This is a genomic window from Streptomyces sp. NPDC002054 (assembly GCF_040296685.1).
GTDB lineage: Bacteria > Actinomycetota > Actinomycetes > Streptomycetales > Streptomycetaceae > Streptomyces.
This window is the reverse complement of sequence record NZ_JBEOXT010000013.1, coordinates 104,536-120,908: the sequence shown is the minus strand read 5'-3', so window position 1 is coordinate 120,908 and position 16,373 is coordinate 104,536. Positions and strand designations below refer to the sequence as shown.

General features: G+C 71.4%; 16 protein-coding genes. 1 reads left to right on the top strand and 15 read right to left on the bottom strand.

Translation table 11 applies throughout. From position 1 onward, the window contains the following. Positions 1-43: 43 nt before the first annotated feature. From carB to pyrR, 6 genes are all read right to left on the bottom strand, one after another. Entirely contained in the window at positions 44-3,352 is a 3,309-nt protein-coding gene (gene carB, locus ABT123_RS14785; RefSeq protein ID WP_351313333.1) for a carbamoyl-phosphate synthase large subunit, read from the bottom strand. Continuing rightward, complete coding sequence (gene carA, locus ABT123_RS14780) at positions 3,345-4,493, bottom strand: glutamine-hydrolyzing carbamoyl-phosphate synthase small subunit (RefSeq protein ID WP_351313331.1); 1,149 nt, start codon at positions 4,491-4,493, stop codon at positions 3,345-3,347. Before carA ends, carB begins: the two co-directional genes overlap by 8 nt. Next, positions 4,490-5,071: a PH-like domain-containing protein gene (locus ABT123_RS14775; protein WP_150210813.1), complete on the bottom strand. Its 582-nt coding sequence runs from the start codon at positions 5,069-5,071 to the stop codon at positions 4,490-4,492. Before ABT123_RS14775 ends, carA begins: the two co-directional genes overlap by 4 nt. Then, positions 5,068-6,354 carry a dihydroorotase gene (locus ABT123_RS14770; RefSeq protein ID WP_351313329.1) on the bottom strand — a complete coding sequence of 429 codons (1,287 nt, stop codon included), beginning with the start codon at positions 6,352-6,354 and terminating at the stop codon, positions 5,068-5,070. The genes ABT123_RS14775 and ABT123_RS14770 overlap by 4 nt, the downstream gene beginning before the upstream one ends. Positions 6,355-6,356: 2 nt before the next feature. After that, positions 6,357-7,349, bottom strand: coding sequence for an aspartate carbamoyltransferase catalytic subunit (locus tag ABT123_RS14765; RefSeq protein WP_351313327.1), 993 nt, complete (start codon positions 7,347-7,349; stop codon positions 6,357-6,359). Positions 7,350-7,526: 177 nt separating this feature from the next. Then, on the bottom strand, positions 7,527-8,117 hold the full coding sequence (gene pyrR, locus ABT123_RS14760) for a bifunctional pyr operon transcriptional regulator/uracil phosphoribosyltransferase PyrR (RefSeq protein WP_351313326.1): 591 nt from the start codon (positions 8,115-8,117) through the stop codon (positions 7,527-7,529). 276 nt (positions 8,118-8,393) lie between these two features. Between pyrR and bldD the strand changes: the two genes are divergently transcribed. Then, on the top strand, positions 8,394-8,894 hold the full coding sequence (gene bldD / locus ABT123_RS14755; RefSeq protein WP_351313324.1) for a transcriptional regulator BldD: 501 nt from the start codon (positions 8,394-8,396) through the stop codon (positions 8,892-8,894). Positions 8,895-9,008: 114 nt separating this feature from the next. Here the strand turns inward: bldD and nusB are convergent, their stop codons facing one another. The 9 genes from nusB to ABT123_RS14710 all read right to left on the bottom strand — a co-directional run bounded on the left by nusB (position 9,009) and on the right by ABT123_RS14710 (position 16,370). Then, entirely contained in the window at positions 9,009-9,443 is a 435-nt protein-coding gene (gene nusB / locus ABT123_RS14750; RefSeq protein WP_351313322.1) for a transcription antitermination factor NusB, read from the bottom strand. A 2-nt stretch (positions 9,444-9,445) separates the two neighbouring features. Beyond that, the gene (efp, locus tag ABT123_RS14745) at positions 9,446-10,012 is read right to left on the bottom strand and encodes an elongation factor P (RefSeq protein ID WP_351313320.1); all 567 of its coding nucleotides are present in this window, start codon (positions 10,010-10,012) and stop codon (positions 9,446-9,448) included. A 50-nt stretch (positions 10,013-10,062) separates the two neighbouring features. After that, on the bottom strand, positions 10,063-11,169 hold the full coding sequence (locus ABT123_RS14740; RefSeq protein WP_351313318.1) for an aminopeptidase P family protein: 1,107 nt from the start codon (positions 11,167-11,169) through the stop codon (positions 10,063-10,065). A gap of 102 nt (positions 11,170-11,271) precedes the next feature. Continuing rightward, positions 11,272-12,003, bottom strand: a complete 732-nt coding sequence (locus ABT123_RS14735; protein WP_351313316.1) for an AAA family ATPase — start codon at positions 12,001-12,003, stop codon at positions 11,272-11,274. 47 nt (positions 12,004-12,050) lie between these two features. Then, complete coding sequence (gene aroQ / locus ABT123_RS14730) at positions 12,051-12,491, bottom strand: type II 3-dehydroquinate dehydratase (RefSeq protein WP_351313314.1); 441 nt, start codon at positions 12,489-12,491, stop codon at positions 12,051-12,053. After that, the gene (aroB, locus tag ABT123_RS14725; RefSeq protein WP_351313312.1) at positions 12,488-13,591 is read right to left on the bottom strand and encodes a 3-dehydroquinate synthase; all 1,104 of its coding nucleotides are present in this window, start codon (positions 13,589-13,591) and stop codon (positions 12,488-12,490) included. Before aroB ends, aroQ begins: the two co-directional genes overlap by 4 nt. Beyond that, positions 13,588-14,106, bottom strand: coding sequence for a shikimate kinase (locus ABT123_RS14720; protein ID WP_351313310.1), 519 nt, complete (start codon positions 14,104-14,106; stop codon positions 13,588-13,590). Before ABT123_RS14720 ends, aroB begins: the two co-directional genes overlap by 4 nt. Continuing rightward, positions 14,103-15,287, bottom strand: a complete 1,185-nt coding sequence (gene aroC / locus ABT123_RS14715; RefSeq protein WP_351313308.1) for a chorismate synthase — start codon at positions 15,285-15,287, stop codon at positions 14,103-14,105. Before aroC ends, ABT123_RS14720 begins: the two co-directional genes overlap by 4 nt. A gap of 255 nt (positions 15,288-15,542) precedes the next feature. Then, a complete protein-coding gene (locus ABT123_RS14710; RefSeq protein WP_351313307.1) occupies positions 15,543-16,370 on the bottom strand; it encodes a shikimate dehydrogenase in 828 nt (275 codons plus the stop codon). Between the last annotated feature and the right edge of the window lie 3 nt (positions 16,371-16,373).

The window sequence follows — 16,373 nt, the reverse complement described above, 5'->3', positions numbered from 1 at the left end:
GACACCCGTCGTGAAACCGGTGTCCCCCTGCTCGTACGGGCTGTTAGTCGCGGGCCGCGATCAGGTGCTCCGCGTGCTCCTGGAGGGAGCGGACGCCCACGTCGCCGTGGTTGAGCGCGTCGATGCCCTGGACGGCGGCGGCCAGCGCCTGGACCGTGGTCAGGCACGGGACGCTGCGCGCCACGGCCGCCGTACGGATCTCGTAGCCGTCGAGGCGGCCACCCGTGCCGTACGGGGTGTTGACGATCAGGTCGACCTGGCCGTCGTGGATCAGCTGGACGATGGTCTTCTCGCCGTTGGGGCCCTCGCCGTCGCTGAGCTTGCGCACAATGGTGGCGTTGATGCCGTTGCGGCGCAGCACCTCGGCGGTGCCGGAGGTCGCCATCAGCTCGAAGCCGTGGGCGACCAGCTCGCGCGCCGGGAAGATCATCGAGCGCTTGTCGCGGTTGGCGACGGAGATGAACGCCCGGCCCTTGGTCGGCAGCGGGCCGTAGGCGCCGGCCTGCGACTTGGCGTACGCCGTGCCGAAAACGGCGTCGATGCCCATGACCTCGCCGGTGGAGCGCATCTCCGGGCCGAGGACGGTGTCCACGCCGCGGCCGTGGATGTCGCGGAACCGCGACCACGGCATGACGGCCTCCTTGACGGAGATCGGCGCGTCGATCGGCAGGGTGCCGCCGTCGCCGGTCTTCGGCAGCAGGCCTTCGGCGCGCAGCTCGGCGATGGTGGCGCCGAGCGAGATGCGGGCGGCGGCCTTGGCGAGCGGGACGGCGGTGGCCTTCGAGGTGAAGGGCACGGTCCGGGAGGCGCGCGGGTTGGCCTCCAGGACGTAGAGGATGTCGCCGGCCATCGCGAACTGGATGTTGATCAGGCCGCGCACGCCGACGCCCTTGGCGATCGCCTCGGTGGAGGCCCGCAGCCGCTTGATGTCGAAGCCGCCGAGGGTGATCGGGGGCAGCGCGCAGGCGGAGTCGCCGGAGTGGATGCCGGCCTCCTCGATGTGCTCCATGACGCCGCCGAGGTAGAGCTCGTGGCCGTCGTAGAGGGCGTCGACGTCGATCTCGATGGCGTCGTCGAGGAAGCGGTCGACCAGCACGGGGCGGGTCGGGGAGATCTCGGTGGACTCGGCGATGTACGACTCCAGCCGGGTCTCGTCGTAGACGATCTCCATGCCCCGGCCGCCGAGCACGTACGAGGGGCGTACGAGCACCGGGTAGCCGATCTCGTCGGCGATGGCCTTGGCGCCGGCGAAGGTGGTGGCGGTGCCGTGCTTGGGGGCGGGCAGGCCGGCCTCGGCGAGGACCTGGCCGAAGGCACCGCGGTCCTCGGCGGCGTGGATGGCCTCCGGCGGGGTGCCGACCACGGGCACGCCGTTGTCCTTGAGGGCCTGGGCGAGGCCCAGCGGGGTCTGGCCGCCGAGCTGGACGACCACACCGGCGATCGGGCCGGCCAGGGACTCCGCGTGGACGATCTCCAGCACGTCCTCGAGCGTCAGCGGCTCGAAGTACAGGCGGTCGGAGGTGTCGTAGTCGGTGGAGACGGTCTCCGGGTTGCAGTTGACCATCACGGTCTCGTAGCCGGCGTCGCTGAGGGCGAAGGAGGCGTGGACGCAGGAGTAGTCGAACTCGATGCCCTGGCCGATGCGGTTCGGGCCGGAGCCCAGGATGATCACCGCGGGCTTCTCGCGCGGGGCGACCTCGGTCTCCTCGTCGTAGGACGAGTAGAAGTACGGGGTCTTGGCGGCGAACTCGGCGGCGCAGGTGTCGACCGTCTTGTAGACCGGGCGGACGCCGAGGGCGTGCCGGACCTCGCGGACCACGTCCTCGCGCAGGCCGCGGATCTCGGCGATCTGGGCGTCGGAGAAGCCGTGCCGCTTGGCCTCGGCGAGCAGCTCGGGCTGGAGCTTCTCGGCGGCGGCCAGCTCGTCGGCGATCTCCTTGATCAGGAAGAGCTGGTCGACGAACCACGGGTCGATCTTGGTGGCCTCGAACACCTCCTCCTGGGTGGCGCCGGCCCGGATGGCCTGCATCACGGTGTTGATGCGGCCGTCGGTCGGGCGGACCGCGGTGCGCAGCAGCTCGGCCTTGTCACCCGGCTCGCCGACGAAGGTGAACTGCGAGCCCTTCTTCTCCAGGGAGCGCAGGGCCTTCTGGAGCGCCTCGGTGAAGTTGCGGCCGATGGCCATGGCCTCGCCCACCGACTTCATGGTGGTGGTGAGGGTGGCGTCGGCGAGCGGGAACTTCTCGAAGGCGAAGCGCGGGGCCTTGACCACGACGTAGTCGAGGGACGGCTCGAAGGAGGCCGGGGTCTTCTCGGTGATGTCGTTGGGGACCTCGTCCAGCGTGTAGCCGATGGCCAGCTTGGCGGCGATCTTGGCGATCGGGAAGCCGGTGGCCTTGGAGGCGAGCGCGGAGGAGCGGGAGACGCGCGGGTTCATCTCGATGACGATGACGCGGCCGTCGTCCGGGTTGATCGCGAACTGGATGTTGCAGCCGCCGGTGTCGACGCCGACCTCGCGGATGATCGCGATGCCGATGTCACGCAGCCGCTGGTACTCGCGGTCGGTGAGGGTCATGGACGGGGCGACGGTGATCGAGTCGCCGGTGTGCACGCCCATCGGGTCGAAGTTCTCGATGGAGCAGACGACCACGACGTTGTCGGCCTTGTCGCGCATCAGCTCCAGCTCGTACTCCTTCCAGCCGAGGATGGACTCCTCCAGGAGCACCTCGGTGGTCGGGGAGAGCGTCAGGCCCTGGCCGGCGATGCGGCGCAGCTCGTCCTCGTCGTGGGCGAAGCCGGAGCCGGCGCCGCCCATGGTGAAGGAGGGGCGGACGACGACGGGGTAGCCGCCGAGGGTGTCGACTCCGGCCAGGACGTCGTCCATGGAGTGGCAGATCACCGAGCGGGCGGACTCGCCGTAACCGATCTTGGCCTTGACGGCCTCGACGACGCCCTTGAAGAGGTCGCGGTCCTCGCCCTTGTTGATGGCCTCGACGTTGGCGCCGATGAGCTCGACGCCGTACTTCTCCAGCACACCCTGCTCGTGCATGGAGATGGCGGTGTTGAGCGCGGTCTGGCCGCCCAGGGTCGGGAGCAGCGCGTCGGGGCGCTCCTTGGCGATGATCTTCTCGACGAACTCGGGGGTGATCGGCTCGACGTACGTGGCGTCGGCGATCTCCGGGTCGGTCATGATCGTCGCCGGGTTGGAGTTCACCAGGATGACCCGCAGGCCTTCGGCCTTGAGGATGCGGCAGGCCTGGGTGCCGGAGTAGTCGAACTCGGCGGCCTGGCCGATGACGATCGGGCCGGAGCCGATGACCAGGACGGACTGGATATCGGTGCGCTTAGGCACGATCGGCCTCCATCAGGGTGACGAAACGGTCGAAGAGGTACGCGGCATCGTGCGGGCCGGCGGCTGCTTCGGGGTGGTACTGGACGCTGAAGGCCGGCTGGTCGAGCAGCTGGAGGCCCTCGACGACCTGGTCGTTCAGGCAGACGTGGGAGACCTCGGCGCGGCCGTAGGGGGTCTCGGAGACCTTGTCGAGGGGCGCGTCCACGGCGAAGCCGTGGTTGTGCGCGGTGACCTCGACCTTGCCGGTGGTGCGGTCCTGGACCGGCTGGTTGATGCCGCGGTGGCCGTACTTCAGCTTGTAGGTGCCGAAGCCGAGCGCGCGGCCGAGGATCTGGTTGCCGAAGCAGATGCCGAAGAGCGGGGTCTTGCGCTCCAGTACCGCCTGCATGACGGAGACCGGGTGGTCGGCGGTGGCCGGGTCGCCGGGGCCGTTGGAGAAGAACACACCGTCGGGGTTGACGGCGTAGACGTCCTCGGCGGTGGCGGTGGCGGGCAGCACGTGCACCTCGATGCCGCGCTCGGCCATCCGGTGCGGGGTCATGCCCTTGATGCCGAGGTCCACGGCGGCGACGGTGAACTTCTTCTCACCGATCGCGGGGACCACGTAGGCCTCCTTGGTGGCGACCTCGGCGGACAGGTCGGCGCCCTTCATCTGCGGGGAGGCCTGCACCTTGGCGAGCAGCGCCGCGTCACGGACGCCCGTCCAGGCCTCGCCGGAGAAGATGCCGACGCGCATGGCACCGCGCTCGCGGAGGTGGCGGGTGAGGGCCCGGGTGTCGATGCCGGAGATGCCGACGACGCCCTGCCGCTCGAGCTCCTCGTCCAGGGAGCGCTGCGCGCGCCAGTTGGACGGGATGCGGGCGGGGTCGCGGACGACGTAGCCGCTCACCCAGATCCGGGAGGACTCGGGGTCCTCGTCGTTGACGCCGGTGTTGCCGACGTGCGGGGCCGTCATCACCACGACCTGGCGGTGGTACGACGGGTCGGTCAGGGTCTCCTGGTAGCCGGTCATACCGGTGGAGAACACGGCCTCGCCGAAGGTCTCCCCCACGGCCCCGTAGGCGCGCCCGCGGAAGATGCGGCCGTCCTCCAGGACGAGTACGGCGGGAGCTTTCGCAGCTCCCCTGGTGGAGGTCGTCATCGTTCGGCGCCTTCCGTCGTGATGGATTGGTTCATGAGATTGATCGCTTCGACCCAGGCGGCGTGCTCGGCCGCGCGGTCGGAGCGGAATCCGGAGTCGATCAGCTTGTCGCCGTGCGCCCAGGTGACGACGAGCAGACCGCCCTCGGTGAGTACCTTGCCCGCGATTCCCTTGTCGAGGCGGGCGCCGCGCAGCTGCGCGGCCGGTACGAAGAAATCGGTGGCCCCCGGACGGACCACATCGAGGCCCGCGTCGGTGAGCGTCAGTTCGACCCGGCTGCGGACGCCCAGACCATGCGCGACGATCCGGTCGAGCCACTGCCCGGCCGTGGTGGACCCGTGGTACCGGCCGGTGAGGGCCAGCCGGTGCTCGGGGAGTCCGCCGGGGGCGGCGGGCAGCTCCGGCAGATCGTTCTGCAGAGCGCCGCGCCACTTCCAGCCTTGCCGCATCAGCCAGTACACGAACGCGATGAAGACGAGCAGACCGATGATCCACGCGATCCGCGCGCCCCAGTCCGTCACCTCCGCCGACTTCCGTTCGGCAGCCTCGGAGGCCAGAAGGATTACTGCAGGTGTCACGCCAGTTTCCCGTCCACGACCGTTGCCCGGCCCCGCAGGAATGTGTGAGTGACGCGACCCGGCAGCTCACGGCCCTCGTAAGGCGTGTTGCGGCTGCGGGAAGCGAAGTGTGCGGGGTCCACGGCACCACGGTACGAGGTATCGACCAGCGTCAGGTTCGCGGGTTCACCTGCCGAGACGGGACGCCCGTGATGCGGGAGGCTGCCGATGCGTGCGGGTGCGAAGGACATGCGCTCCGCGACGCCCGCCCAGTCGAGCAGTCCGGTCTCCACCATCGTCTGCTGGACCACGGACAGCGCGGTCTCCAGGCCCACCATGCCCATGGCAGCGGCGGCCCACTCGCAGTCCTTGTCCTCGTGGGGGTGCGGGGCGTGGTCGGTGGCGACGATGTCGATGGTGCCGTCGGCGAGCGCCTCGCGCAGGGCCAGCACATCGGCCTCGGTGCGCAGCGGCGGGTTGACCTTGTAGACCGGGTTGTACGAGCGGACCAGCTCGTCGGTCAGCAGCAGGTGGTGCGGGGTGACCTCGGCGGTGACGTCGATGCCGCGGGACTTGGCCCAGCGGACGATCTCGACGGAGCCGGCCGTGGAGAGGTGGCAGATGTGCACGCGGGAGCCGACGTGTTCGGCGAGGAGCACATCGCGGGCGATGATCGACTCCTCGGCGACGGCCGGCCAGCCGCCGAGGCCGAGCTCGGCGGAGACGATGCCCTCGTTCATCTGGGCGCCCTCGGTGAGGCGGGGCTCCTGGGCGTGCTGGGCGACGACCCCGCCGAAGGCCTTCACGTACTCCAGGGCGCGGCGCATGATCACGGCGTCGTCCACGCACTTGCCGTCGTCGGAGAAGACGGTGACGTTCGCGGCGGACTCGTGCATGGCGCCGAGCTCGGAGAGCTTCTTGCCCTCCAGGCCGACGGTGACGGCGCCGATGGGCTGCACATCGCAGTAGCCGGACTCCTTGCCGAGCCGCCAGACCTGCTCGACCACGCCTGCGGTGTCGGCGACCGGGAAGGTGTTCGCCATGGCGAAGACGGCGGTGTAGCCGCCGGCCGCGGCGGCGCGGGTGCCGGTGAGGACGGTCTCGGAGTCCTCGCGGCCGGGCTCGCGCAGGTGGGTGTGCAGGTCGACGAGGCCCGGCAGCAGGACCTGGCCCTCGGCCTCGACGACGGTGGCGCCCTCGGCGGACAGGTTCTGTCCCACCTCGGCGATGGTCTCGCCGTCGATCAGGACGTCCTGCTGCTCGCCGCCCAGTACCTTCGCGCCACGGATCAGGATCTTCGACATGCTTACTTGTTCTCCTCGGTACGGGCGGGGGCGGCGGGGGTGGTGACGGCGGGCTCGGAGCCGCCGAGCAGCAGGTACAGGACGGCCATCCGGACGGACACGCCGTTGGCGACCTGCTCGACGACCGTGCAGCGGTCGGAGTCGGCGACCTCGGCGGTGATCTCCATGCCGCGGACCATCGGGCCGGGGTGCATCACGATGGCGTGCTCCGGCATCTTGGCCATCCGCGCCGCGTCCAGCCCGTACCGGCGCGAGTACTCGCGCTCGGTCGGGAAGAAGGCGGCGTTCATCCGCTCGCGCTGCACACGCAGCATCATCACCGCATCGGACTTCGGCAGCACCTCGTCGAGGCTGTACGAGACCTCGCACGGCCAGGTCTCGACGCCGACCGGGACCAGGGTGGGCGGGGCCACCAGGGTGACCTCGGCGCCGAGGGTGTGCAGCAGGTCCACGTTGGAGCGGGCGACCCGGCTGTGCAGGACGTCGCCGACAAGGGTGATGCGACGGCCGTCGAGGCCCTTGCCGAGGCCGGCGTCCCGGCCAACCAGGCGGCGGCGCATGGTGAAGGCGTCGAGCAGGGCCTGGGTGGGGTGCTGGTGGGTGCCGTCGCCGGCGTTGATGACCGGGGCGTCGATCCAGCCGGAAGTGGCGAGCCGGTAGGGGGCGCCGGAGGCGCTGTGCCGGATGACCACGGCGTCGACGCCCATGGCCTCCAGGGTCTGCGCGGTGTCCTTGAGGGACTCGCCCTTGGAGACGCTGGAGCCCTTGGCGGCGAAGTTGATGACGTCGGCGGACAGGCGCTTCTCGGCGGCCTCGAACGAGATCCGGGTGCGGGTCGAGTCCTCGAAGAAGAGGTTGCAGATCGTCCGGCCGCGCAGGGTGGGCAGCTTCTTGATCGGCCGGTCGGCGACCCGGGCCATCTCCTCGGCGGTGTCGAGGATCAGGACGGCGTCGTCGCGCGTGAGGTCGGCGGCCGAGATGAGGTGGCGCTTCATCTGGGTGCTCCGTGGTGTCGGGGCGGGTGAGGGTCGGAAGTACGGCGTGCGGGCGCGGGCATGCCTGTCCCGCGGGGCGGGCCGGCAGGGCCGGCCGGGGCTCTTCGGGCTCCGGCGGTGCCGGCGGGCCGGGGGGAACGGCGGCCGACGGCCGGGTCAGGCCGTCACCCGGACGGGTCAGCGCCGGGATACGGCCGGGTCGAGGCCTTGCCCGAGCAGCACGGCGTCACGGCCGTCCTCCTCCTGGAGCTGGACCTTGACGGTCTCCCGCAGCGAGGTGGGGAGGTTCTTGCCGACGTAGTCGGCGCGGATCGGCAGCTCGCGGTGCCCGCGGTCGACCAGGACGGCGAGCTGCACGGCACGGGGGCGGCCGAGGTCGCCGAGGGCGTCCAGGGCGGCGCGGATGGTGCGGCCGGAGAAGAGCACGTCGTCGACGAGGACCACGAGCCGGCCGTCGATGTCGTCACCGGGGATCTCGGTGCGGCCGATCGCACGGGCGGGCTTCATCCGCAGGTCGTCGCGGTACATGGTGATGTCGAGGGAGCCGACCGGGATCTTGCCGCCGGTGATCTCTTCGAGTTTGGCGGCGAGCCGGCGGGCGAGGAAGACACCGCGGGTCGGAATGCCGAGGAGCACCACGTCGTCGGCGCCCTTGGCGCGTTCGACGATCTCGTGGGCGATGCGGGTCAGGACCCGCGCGATGTCCTGCGCCTCCAGAACGGGGCGGGTCGCATCGTCGTGCTGCAGCGGTGCTGCCTGAGCGTCCATGAAAAGGACCTCCTTCTCCGCCTCACGGGACGGTTCTTAAAGGACGTCTGATGTACGGCTGCAACGGTAGCAGGCGCACGGCCGGGGGCTCGAACCGGGGGCGCGCAGCGGGGCCGCGAGCATCCCTCGCAGGGGGGCGAGGCAACCCATTCGGCTTGACGCGGCCAAGTAACGCTGCGTAACCTCACAGTGAGTTACCAGCCGCGGCGGAGCCGTATGTGGTCCATGCCGTCACAGCGTCCATGTCGTCACAGCGTCACAGCGTCCGGGAGCGTTATGTCCAGCGAATACGCCAAACAGCTCGGGGCCAAGCTCCGCGCCATCCGCACCCAGCAGGGCCTTTCCCTCCACGGTGTCGAGGAGAAGTCCCAGGGCCGGTGGAAGGCCGTAGTGGTCGGTTCGTACGAGCGCGGGGACCGCGCCGTGACCGTCCAGCGCCTCGCCGAGCTGGCGGACTTCTACGGGGTGCCGGTGCAGGAACTGCTGCCGGGGACGACCCCCGGCGGTGCTGCCGAGCCGCCGCCGAAGCTGCGTCTGGACCTGGAGCGGCTGGCCCACGTGCCCGCCGAGAAGGCCGGCCCGCTGCAGCGGTACGCGGCCACCATCCAGAGCCAGCGCGGTGACTACAACGGCAAGGTGCTGTCGATCCGCCAGGACGACCTGCGCACCCTTGCGGTCATCTACGACCAGTCCCCCTCGGTGCTGACCGAGCAGCTGATCAGCTGGGGTGTGCTGGACGCGGACGCTCGCCGTGCCGTGGCGCACGACGAGGTCTGAGCACCACCTGAAGAAACGTATACGCACTCATTGGTCAAACCAGTGACTGCGGCCACGAGAAGGGCCCGCAGCGCATCGCGCTGCGGGCCCTTTCGCGTGCCGGGAGGCCGGGCGTCAGCTCTCGCTGCGGCGCAGGCTCGGCTTCAGGTCCTTGAACCGGCCCAGCAGGCCGTTCACGAACGCCGGGGAATCGTCGGTGGAGAACTCCTTGGCCAGCTGCACGGCCTCGTCGATCGCCACCGCGTCCGGGGTCTCGTCGACCCAGATCAGCTCGTAGGCGCCGAGCCGCACGATGTTGCGGTCGGCCACCGGCATCCGGTCGAGATCCCAGTCCACGGCGTACGTCGCGATCAGATCATCGATCCGGTTCACCCGATCGGCGTAACCCTCGACGAGATTCATGGTGAACTCGCTCACCGGGGGCTGCCGGGTGTCGCTCCGCGAGTGGCGGATCCAGTCCGCGAGGACCTCACGCACGGGAACATCGCGCTGGTCGGCCTCGAAGAGGATCTGGAAGGCGCGCTTGCGCGCATTGCTCCGGGCAGCCACGGTTAGCTGCTCACCCGGCCGAGGTAGTCGCTGGTGCGGGTGTCGACCTTGACCTTCTCGCCGGTGGTGACGAAGAGCGGGACCTGGATCTCGTGGCCGGTCTCCAGCTTGGCGGGCTTGGTGCCACCGGTGGAGCGGTCGCCCTGGACACCCGGGTCGGTGTGCTCGATGACCAGCTCGACGGCGGCGGGGAGCTCGACGTACAGCACCTCGCCCTCGTGGCGGGCCACGGAGGCGGTGAAGCCCTCGATCAGGAAGTTGGCGGCGTCGCCGACGGCCTTCTTGTCGACGTGCAGCTGGTCGTAGGTCTCCATGTCCATGAAGACGAAGTACTCGCCGTCCATGTAGGAGAACTGCATGTCGCGACGGTCGATGGTCGCCGTGTCGACCTTGATGCCGGCGTTGAAGGTCTTGTCGACGACCTTGCCGGACATCACGTTCTTGAGCTTGGTGCGCACGAAGGCCGGGCCCTTGCCGGGCTTGACGTGCTGGAACTCGACGACGGACCAGAGCTGGCCGCCTTCGAGCTTGAGCACCATGCCGTTCTTGAGGTCGTTCGTGGAAGCCACGGTTGCGGAATCTCCTGGACTGATTGACCACGGGCGCGCGCACAGCAGAGCTAGAGCGCGAGCAGCTCCTTGGTCGTAATGGTGAGTAGCTCGGGTCCGCCGTCCGCCTCGGGGCGTACGACGAGCGTGTCATCGATCCGGACTCCGCCCCGGCCCGGGAGGTGGACCCCCGGTTCGACGGTGACCGGCACGCAAGCGTCCAGTTTACCCATGGCCGTAGGTGCAAGCTGCGGGTCCTCGTCGATTTCGAGTCCCACCCCGTGTCCGGTCCAGGGCGAGAGGGCCTCGCTGTGGCCCGCGGAGTCCAGAACGGACCGCGAGGCATGATCGACATCACGGTAGGCGGCACCGGGCAGCAGGGCCTCGCGGCCGGCCCGCTGGGCGGCGAAGACGAGGTCGTACAGCTCGATCTGCCAATCGGCCGGCGTGGTGCCGATGACGAAGGTCCGGCCGATCTCGCAGCGGTAGCCGCGGTAGTTCGCACCGAGGCAGACGGAGAGGAAGTCGCCTTCCTCCACCCGGCGGTCGGAGGGCCGGTGCCGGGAGCGCCCGGAGTGCGGGCCGGTGCCCACGGAGGTCGGGAACGCGGGCCCGTCGGCCCCGTGGTCGACGAGCCGCCGCTCCAGCTCCAGGGCGAGGTGGCGTTCGGTCCGGCCGACCAGGATGGACTCCAGGAGCTCGCCGAGGGCCTGGTCGGCGATCTCGGCGGCGATCCGGAGGCAGGCGATCTCCTCCTCGTCCTTGACCAGCCGCTGCTGCTCCACCGCGGTACCGAGATCGGTGAGCAGCAGCTTGGGGGCCACGGACCGCAGGGCGCGGTGCCGGGCGACGGTGAGGTGGTGTTCCTCGACGGCCAGGGTCTCGGCCCGGGCGGACGCGGCGAGGTCGGCCGCGGCCACGGCGGGGTCCCCGCCGGGGGTGGGCAGCACGGAAACCCGCAGCTGCTCGTCGAGCCGTCCCTCGTCCGGCTCTCCGGTGGGCGGGTCGGCGCTGAACAGCACGTCCTCGGCCGACCCCACCAGCAGCACGGCCCCGCGGGGGCTGGCACCGGCGAGGTAGCGGACGTTGGCCGGACGCGTGACCAGGGCGGCGGAGTTGCCCGCGGCGGCGCAACGGTCCCGAAGCGTGGCCCTGCGGGCGGCGTACACGTCTGACATGCCTCGAGCCTATGAGCGCCCCGCCCACTCGGCGCGCTGAGCGCGCCCGCCCGTGGCTCCCCTCCGGCCCCCGCGGACAGGGCGGGTTACCGGGTCACCGGGTTACCAGGGCGCGGGGGACGAGATGGCCCGGGCCAGGGCCTCGTCCAGGGCACGGGCCGTGGCCTGGACGTCCAGGTGGGAGTTGTCGATGATCGGCAGGCCCGAGCCGTACCAGCCCGCCATCCGGCCGTGGATGCGGGCGACCTCCTCGTCGGAGAGCCTGCGGTTGCCGGAGCGTTCCGCGTTCCGCTCCAGGACGATCTCCAAGCCCGGCAGCAACACCACCGGGAGCAGATGGGGGCCCACATGCCGCTTCCAGCCGCCCAGGCCCACCACCGGCCGGTCCGGGAAGACCGCGTCGTCGAGGATGCAGGAGATGCCGTTGGCCAGGAAGTTCCGGGCGGCGAAGCCGCAGGTGCGGCGGGCCAGGCGGTACTGGGCCTCGGAGTGGTCGTTCCAGCCCGCCTGCGGGTCGGCGAAGCCGGCGCAGACCCATTCGCGGACGTCGTCCAGGCTGATGTGCGCGGTGGCCACCTGGCGGGTGCTCGCCCAGTGCCGGGCCACGGTGGTCTTCCCGGCCCCGGCCGGGCCGATCAGCAGGACCGCGAGGGTCGCCGCGCCGGTGCCCGGCGCGGCCGGCACCGGCACCGGGGCGGGCGGCGGCAGCGGGATGTGGCCGGTGGCCTCGGGCACCGGCGTGACCGCCCAGCCCTGCGCGGGGGGTATCGGCGGCTGCGGGGGCGCCGCCGGGTGCTGCCCCGGCGGCCCCCAGCCCCCCACTCCGTGCTGCATCCGCTGCGACTCCGTCTCGTATCGGCGACTGATGCGAGAACGTTATCTCAGGAGGTGACTTCCTCCGCCAGCGCCCGCAGCGCCAGCCGGTAGGAGCCCAGGCCGAAGCCCGCCACCGTCCCGGTCGCCACGGCCGCGATGACCGACGTGTGCCGGAACTCCTCCCGCGCGTACGGGTTGGAGATGTGGACCTCGATCAGCGGGGCGGTCCGCTGCGCCGCCGCATCCCGCATGGCGTACGAGTAGTGCGTGAAGGCGCCGGGGTTGATGACCACCGGGATCCGCCCGTCCGCCGCCTCGTGCAGCCAGCGCACCAGCTCGCCCTCGTCGTTGGTCTCGCGGACCTCGACGTCGAAGCCGAGCTCCTTGCCGACGGCCTGGCAGCTCTCGACCAGACCGGCGTACGAGGTGGCACCGTACACGTCGGGCTCGCGGGAGCCGAGCCGGCCCAGGTTCGGGCCGTTCAGCACCAGCACCCTGCGGCTCACGCCGACACCTCGCCGTACGCGGCGACCAGGTGGGCCGGGTCCGGGCCCTCCAGGACCGACGGCTTGCCCAGCCCGTCCAGGACGATGAAGCGCAGCAGGTTGCCCCGGGACTTCTTGTCGACCTGCATGGTCTGGAGCAGCTGGGGCCACTGGTCGCCCCGGTAGGTGAGGGGCAGGCCCACGGCGGCGAGGACGGTGCGGTGGCGGTCCGCCGTCGCGTCGTCCAGCCGCCCGGCCAGCCGGCCCAGCTCGGCCGCGAAGACCATGCCGACCGAGACGGCCGCGCCGTGCCGCCACTTGTAGCGCTCGTTCTTCTCGATGGCGTGCGCGAGCGTGTGGCCGTAGTTGAGGATCTCCCGCAGGCCCGATTCCTTCAGGTCGCTGGAGACCACGTCGGCCTTGACCCGGATGGACCGCACGATCAGCTCCGCGGTGTGCGGGCCGGCCGGGGTGCGGGCCGCCGCCGGGTCCTCCTCGATCAGGTCGAGGATCGCCGGGTCGGCGATGAAACCGGCCTTGATGATCTCGGCGAGGCCGCTGACGTAGTCGTTGACCGGCAGCGATTCCAGCGCGGCGAGGTCACAGAGGACGCCCGCCGGCGGGTGGAAGGCGCCGACCAGGTTCTTGCCCTCGGCGGTGTTGATGCCGGTCTTGCCGCCGACGGCCGCGTCGACCATGCCGAGGACCGTGGTCGGTACGGCGATCCAGCGCACCCCGCGCAGCCAGGAGGCCGCGACAAAGCCCGCCAGGTCGGTGGTGGCGCCGCCGCCGACGCCGACGACGACGTCGGTCCGGGTGAAGCCCGACTGGCCGAGCGCCTTCCAGCAGTAGGCGGCGACCTCGGCGGTCTTGGCCTCCTCGGCGTTCGGCACCTGGATGGCGACCGCCTCGTAGCCCTGCTCCGCGAGGTCGTCGCGGAGGGCCTCGCCGGTGGAGGCGAGCGCCTCCGGGTGGATCACGGCGACTCTCTGGGCCCGGGTGCCGATGAGGCCGCCCAGCTCGCCGAGCAGCTGCCGGCCGACCAGCACGTCGTACGGATCGTGGCCGGCGCTGCCGGCCACGTGGATCCGGGTGACCTGGTTCTGGTCCTGCTCCGTCATGCGTCCTTCAACTCCAGTGCGTCGAGGACCGCCTGGGCGACCTCTTCGGGTGTGCGGTCATCGGTGGGTACGACGACCCGCGCGACGTCGGTGTACAGCGGCCGGCGGGCCTCCATCAGCTCGCGCCACTGGCGGCGCGGGTTGATGGCGAGCAGCGGCCGGGCGGTGTTGAGGCCGACCCGGCGCACGGCCTCGTCGACGTCCATCGACAGGTAGGCGACGGGCAGCCCGGTCAGCTGCTCGCGGGTGTTCGCGTCGAGCACGGCGCCGCCGCCGAGGGCGAGGACACCGGTGTGGTCGGCGAGGGCGGCGGCCACGGCCTGCCGTTCCAGCTGCCGGAAGTGCGGTTCGCCCTCGTCGACGAAGATGTCGGCGATCTCCCGGCCCTGGGCGGCGACGATATCGGCGTCGGTGTCCCGGTAGGGGACGCCGAGCCGCTCGGCGAGCAGCGCCCCCACCGTGGACTTGCCGGACCCGGGGGGCCCGACGAGGACGACCATCGGTCCGCCGGTCACCGGATCTGGAGGTTGTCGAGGTACGACTGCACGTTGCGGCGGGTCTCGGGGACCGAGTCCCCGCCGAACTTCTCCACCACCGCGTCGGCGAGGACCAGGGCGACCATGGCCTCGGCCACGATGCCGGCCGCCGGGACGGCGCACACGTCGGAGCGCTGGTGGTGGGCCACCGTCGCCTCGCCGGTCGCCACGTCGACGGTCGCGAGGGCGCGCGGCACGGTCGCGATGGGCTTCATGGCCGCCCGTACGCGCAGCAGCTCGCCGGTGGTCAGGCCGCCCTCGGTGCCGCCGGCGCGGCCGGAGGTCCGCTTGAGGCCCTCGGGGGTGGAGACGATCTCGTCGTGGGCCTGGGAGCCGGGGACCCGGGCGAGCTCGAAGCCGTCGCCGACCTCCACGCCCTTGATGGCCTGGATGCCCATCAGCGCACCGGCCAGGCGGGCGTCGAGACGGCGGTCCCAGTGCACGTGGGAGCCGAGGCCGACCGGCACACCGTAGGCGAGCACCTCGACCACACCGCCGAGGGTGTCGCCGTCCTTGTGGGCCTGGTCGATCTCGGCGACCATCGCCTTCGAGGCGTCGGCGTCCAGGCAGCGCACCGGGTCGGCGTCGAGCTTCTCGACATCGGCGGGGGTCGGGTAGACGCCGTACGGGGCCTTGGCCGCGGCCAGCTCCACCACGTGCGAGACGATCTCGATGCCCGCGACCTCCTGGAGGAAGGAGCGGGCGATCGCGCCGAGGGCGACCCGGGCGGCGGTCTCGCGGGCGCTGGCACGCTCCAGGATCGGGCGGGCCTCGTCGAAGCCGTACTTCTGCATGCCGGCGAGGTCGGCGTGGCCGGGCCGCGGGCGGGTCAGCGCCGCGTTGCGGCCGGTGTCCTTGAGCAGCGACGGGTCGACCGGGTCGGCCGACATGACGGTCTCCCACTTGGGCCACTCGCTGTTGCCGACCATCACCGCGACCGGGGAGCCGAGGGAGAGGCCGTGGCGCACACCGCCGAGGAAGGTCACCTCGTCCTGCTCGAACTTCATCCGGGCACCGCGGCCATAGCCCAGCCGCCGCCGCGCCAGGTGGTCGGCCACCAGCTCGGTGGTGATCGGGACACCGGCGGGAAGACCCTCCAGCGTCGCGACCAGCGCCGGTCCGTGAGATTCCCCGGCGGTCAGCCAACGCAACCTGCTCAACGATGCTCCTCATGCTCGCGCCTGATCCAGCGATGGCGCGACCGGGTGCGCAGCCCGAGCCCGCCGTACCCCCGATCCTGCCATGTCCGGAAGGGTTTGCCGGGCCCAGGTCCAGCTATCGGACGCCCGGGTCCGCCTGAGGGACCTGTCGGGCGGGCTGCACCGCAGCCCTTCCGGTGGGTCGGCGGACCGGATCGGGATTCGCTCGCCCGAGCGAATCCATCACGTCAAGGGCGGCAGGTCACGGGCGGCACCTCAGGGCCGGGCGGCCAGGGCGCGCTCTCCGGCCGCCCGCATCGCGGCGAGCGGGCCGGGGGTGCGGCCGGTCATCTGCTCCACCTGGAGCACCGCCTGGTGGACGAGCAGGTCGAGGCCGCCCAGCACGGCGCCGCCGCGGTCGGTCCAGGCCGCCGCGAGGGGGGTGGGCCAGGGCTCGTAGAGCACGTCGAAGAGGGTGCCCGGGTGCTCCGGGACGGCCGCGGCCAGGGCGTCGGTGCTGCCTGCCGGGGTGGTCGCGATCACAAGTGGGCTGCTCAGTGCCTCGGCAGCGTCGGACCAGTCGGCGGTGCGGACGGGCACGCCGAGGCGTTCGCCCCACTGCCGCATCTCGGCGGCGCGGGCCTCGGAGCGGACGTACGCCGTGACCTCGCCGGAGCAGATCCGGGAGAGCGCGGCCAGGGCGGAGGAGGCGGTGGCTCCGGCGCCGAGGACGGCGGCCGAGGGCACCTTCTCCACACCGCGTTCCCGCAGGGCCGAGACCAGGCCCGGGATGTCGGTGTTGTCGCCGACCCGCCGGCCGTCCTCGGTGAGGACGACCGTGTTGACCGCCTCCACCGAGGCGGCGGTGTCGGTGATGCCGTCCAGCAGCGGGATGATCGCCCGTTTGAGCGGCATGGTCAGGGACAGCCCGGCCCATTCGGGGCCGAGTTCCGCGAGGAAGGCCGGGAGCGCGGCCTCGTCGATCTCGAACCGGTCGTACGACCAGTCGTCGAGGCCGAGCTCCCGGTAGGCGGCGCGGTGCAGCACCGGTGAGAGGGAGTGCTCGATGGGAGACCCCAGCACCGCGGCCCTTCTGCCTGACATGAC

Bases quoted from the DNA above. Each gene is read 5' to 3' on its own strand.
- carA (WP_351313331.1), bottom strand. From the start codon at position 4,493: ATGACGACCTCCACCAGGGGAGCTGCGAAAGCTCCCGCCGTACTCGTC.
- bldD (WP_351313324.1), top strand. From the start codon at position 8,394: ATGTCCAGCGAATACGCCAAACAGCTCGGGGCCAAGCTCCGCGCCATC.
- ABT123_RS14710 (WP_351313307.1), bottom strand. From the start codon at position 16,370: ATGTCAGGCAGAAGGGCCGCGGTGCTGGGGTCTCCCATCGAGCACTCC.
- ABT123_RS14740 (WP_351313318.1), bottom strand. From the start codon at position 11,169: ATGTCAGACGTGTACGCCGCCCGCAGGGCCACGCTTCGGGACCGTTGC.
- ABT123_RS14735 (WP_351313316.1), bottom strand. From the start codon at position 12,003: ATGCAGCACGGAGTGGGGGGCTGGGGGCCGCCGGGGCAGCACCCGGCG.
- ABT123_RS14765 (WP_351313327.1), bottom strand. From the start codon at position 7,349: ATGAAGCGCCACCTCATCTCGGCCGCCGACCTCACGCGCGACGACGCC.
- aroB (WP_351313312.1), bottom strand. From the start codon at position 13,591: ATGACGGAGCAGGACCAGAACCAGGTCACCCGGATCCACGTGGCCGGC.
- ABT123_RS14770 (WP_351313329.1), bottom strand. From the start codon at position 6,354: ATGTCGAAGATCCTGATCCGTGGCGCGAAGGTACTGGGCGGCGAGCAG.
- pyrR (WP_351313326.1), bottom strand. From the start codon at position 8,117: ATGGACGCTCAGGCAGCACCGCTGCAGCACGACGATGCGACCCGCCCC.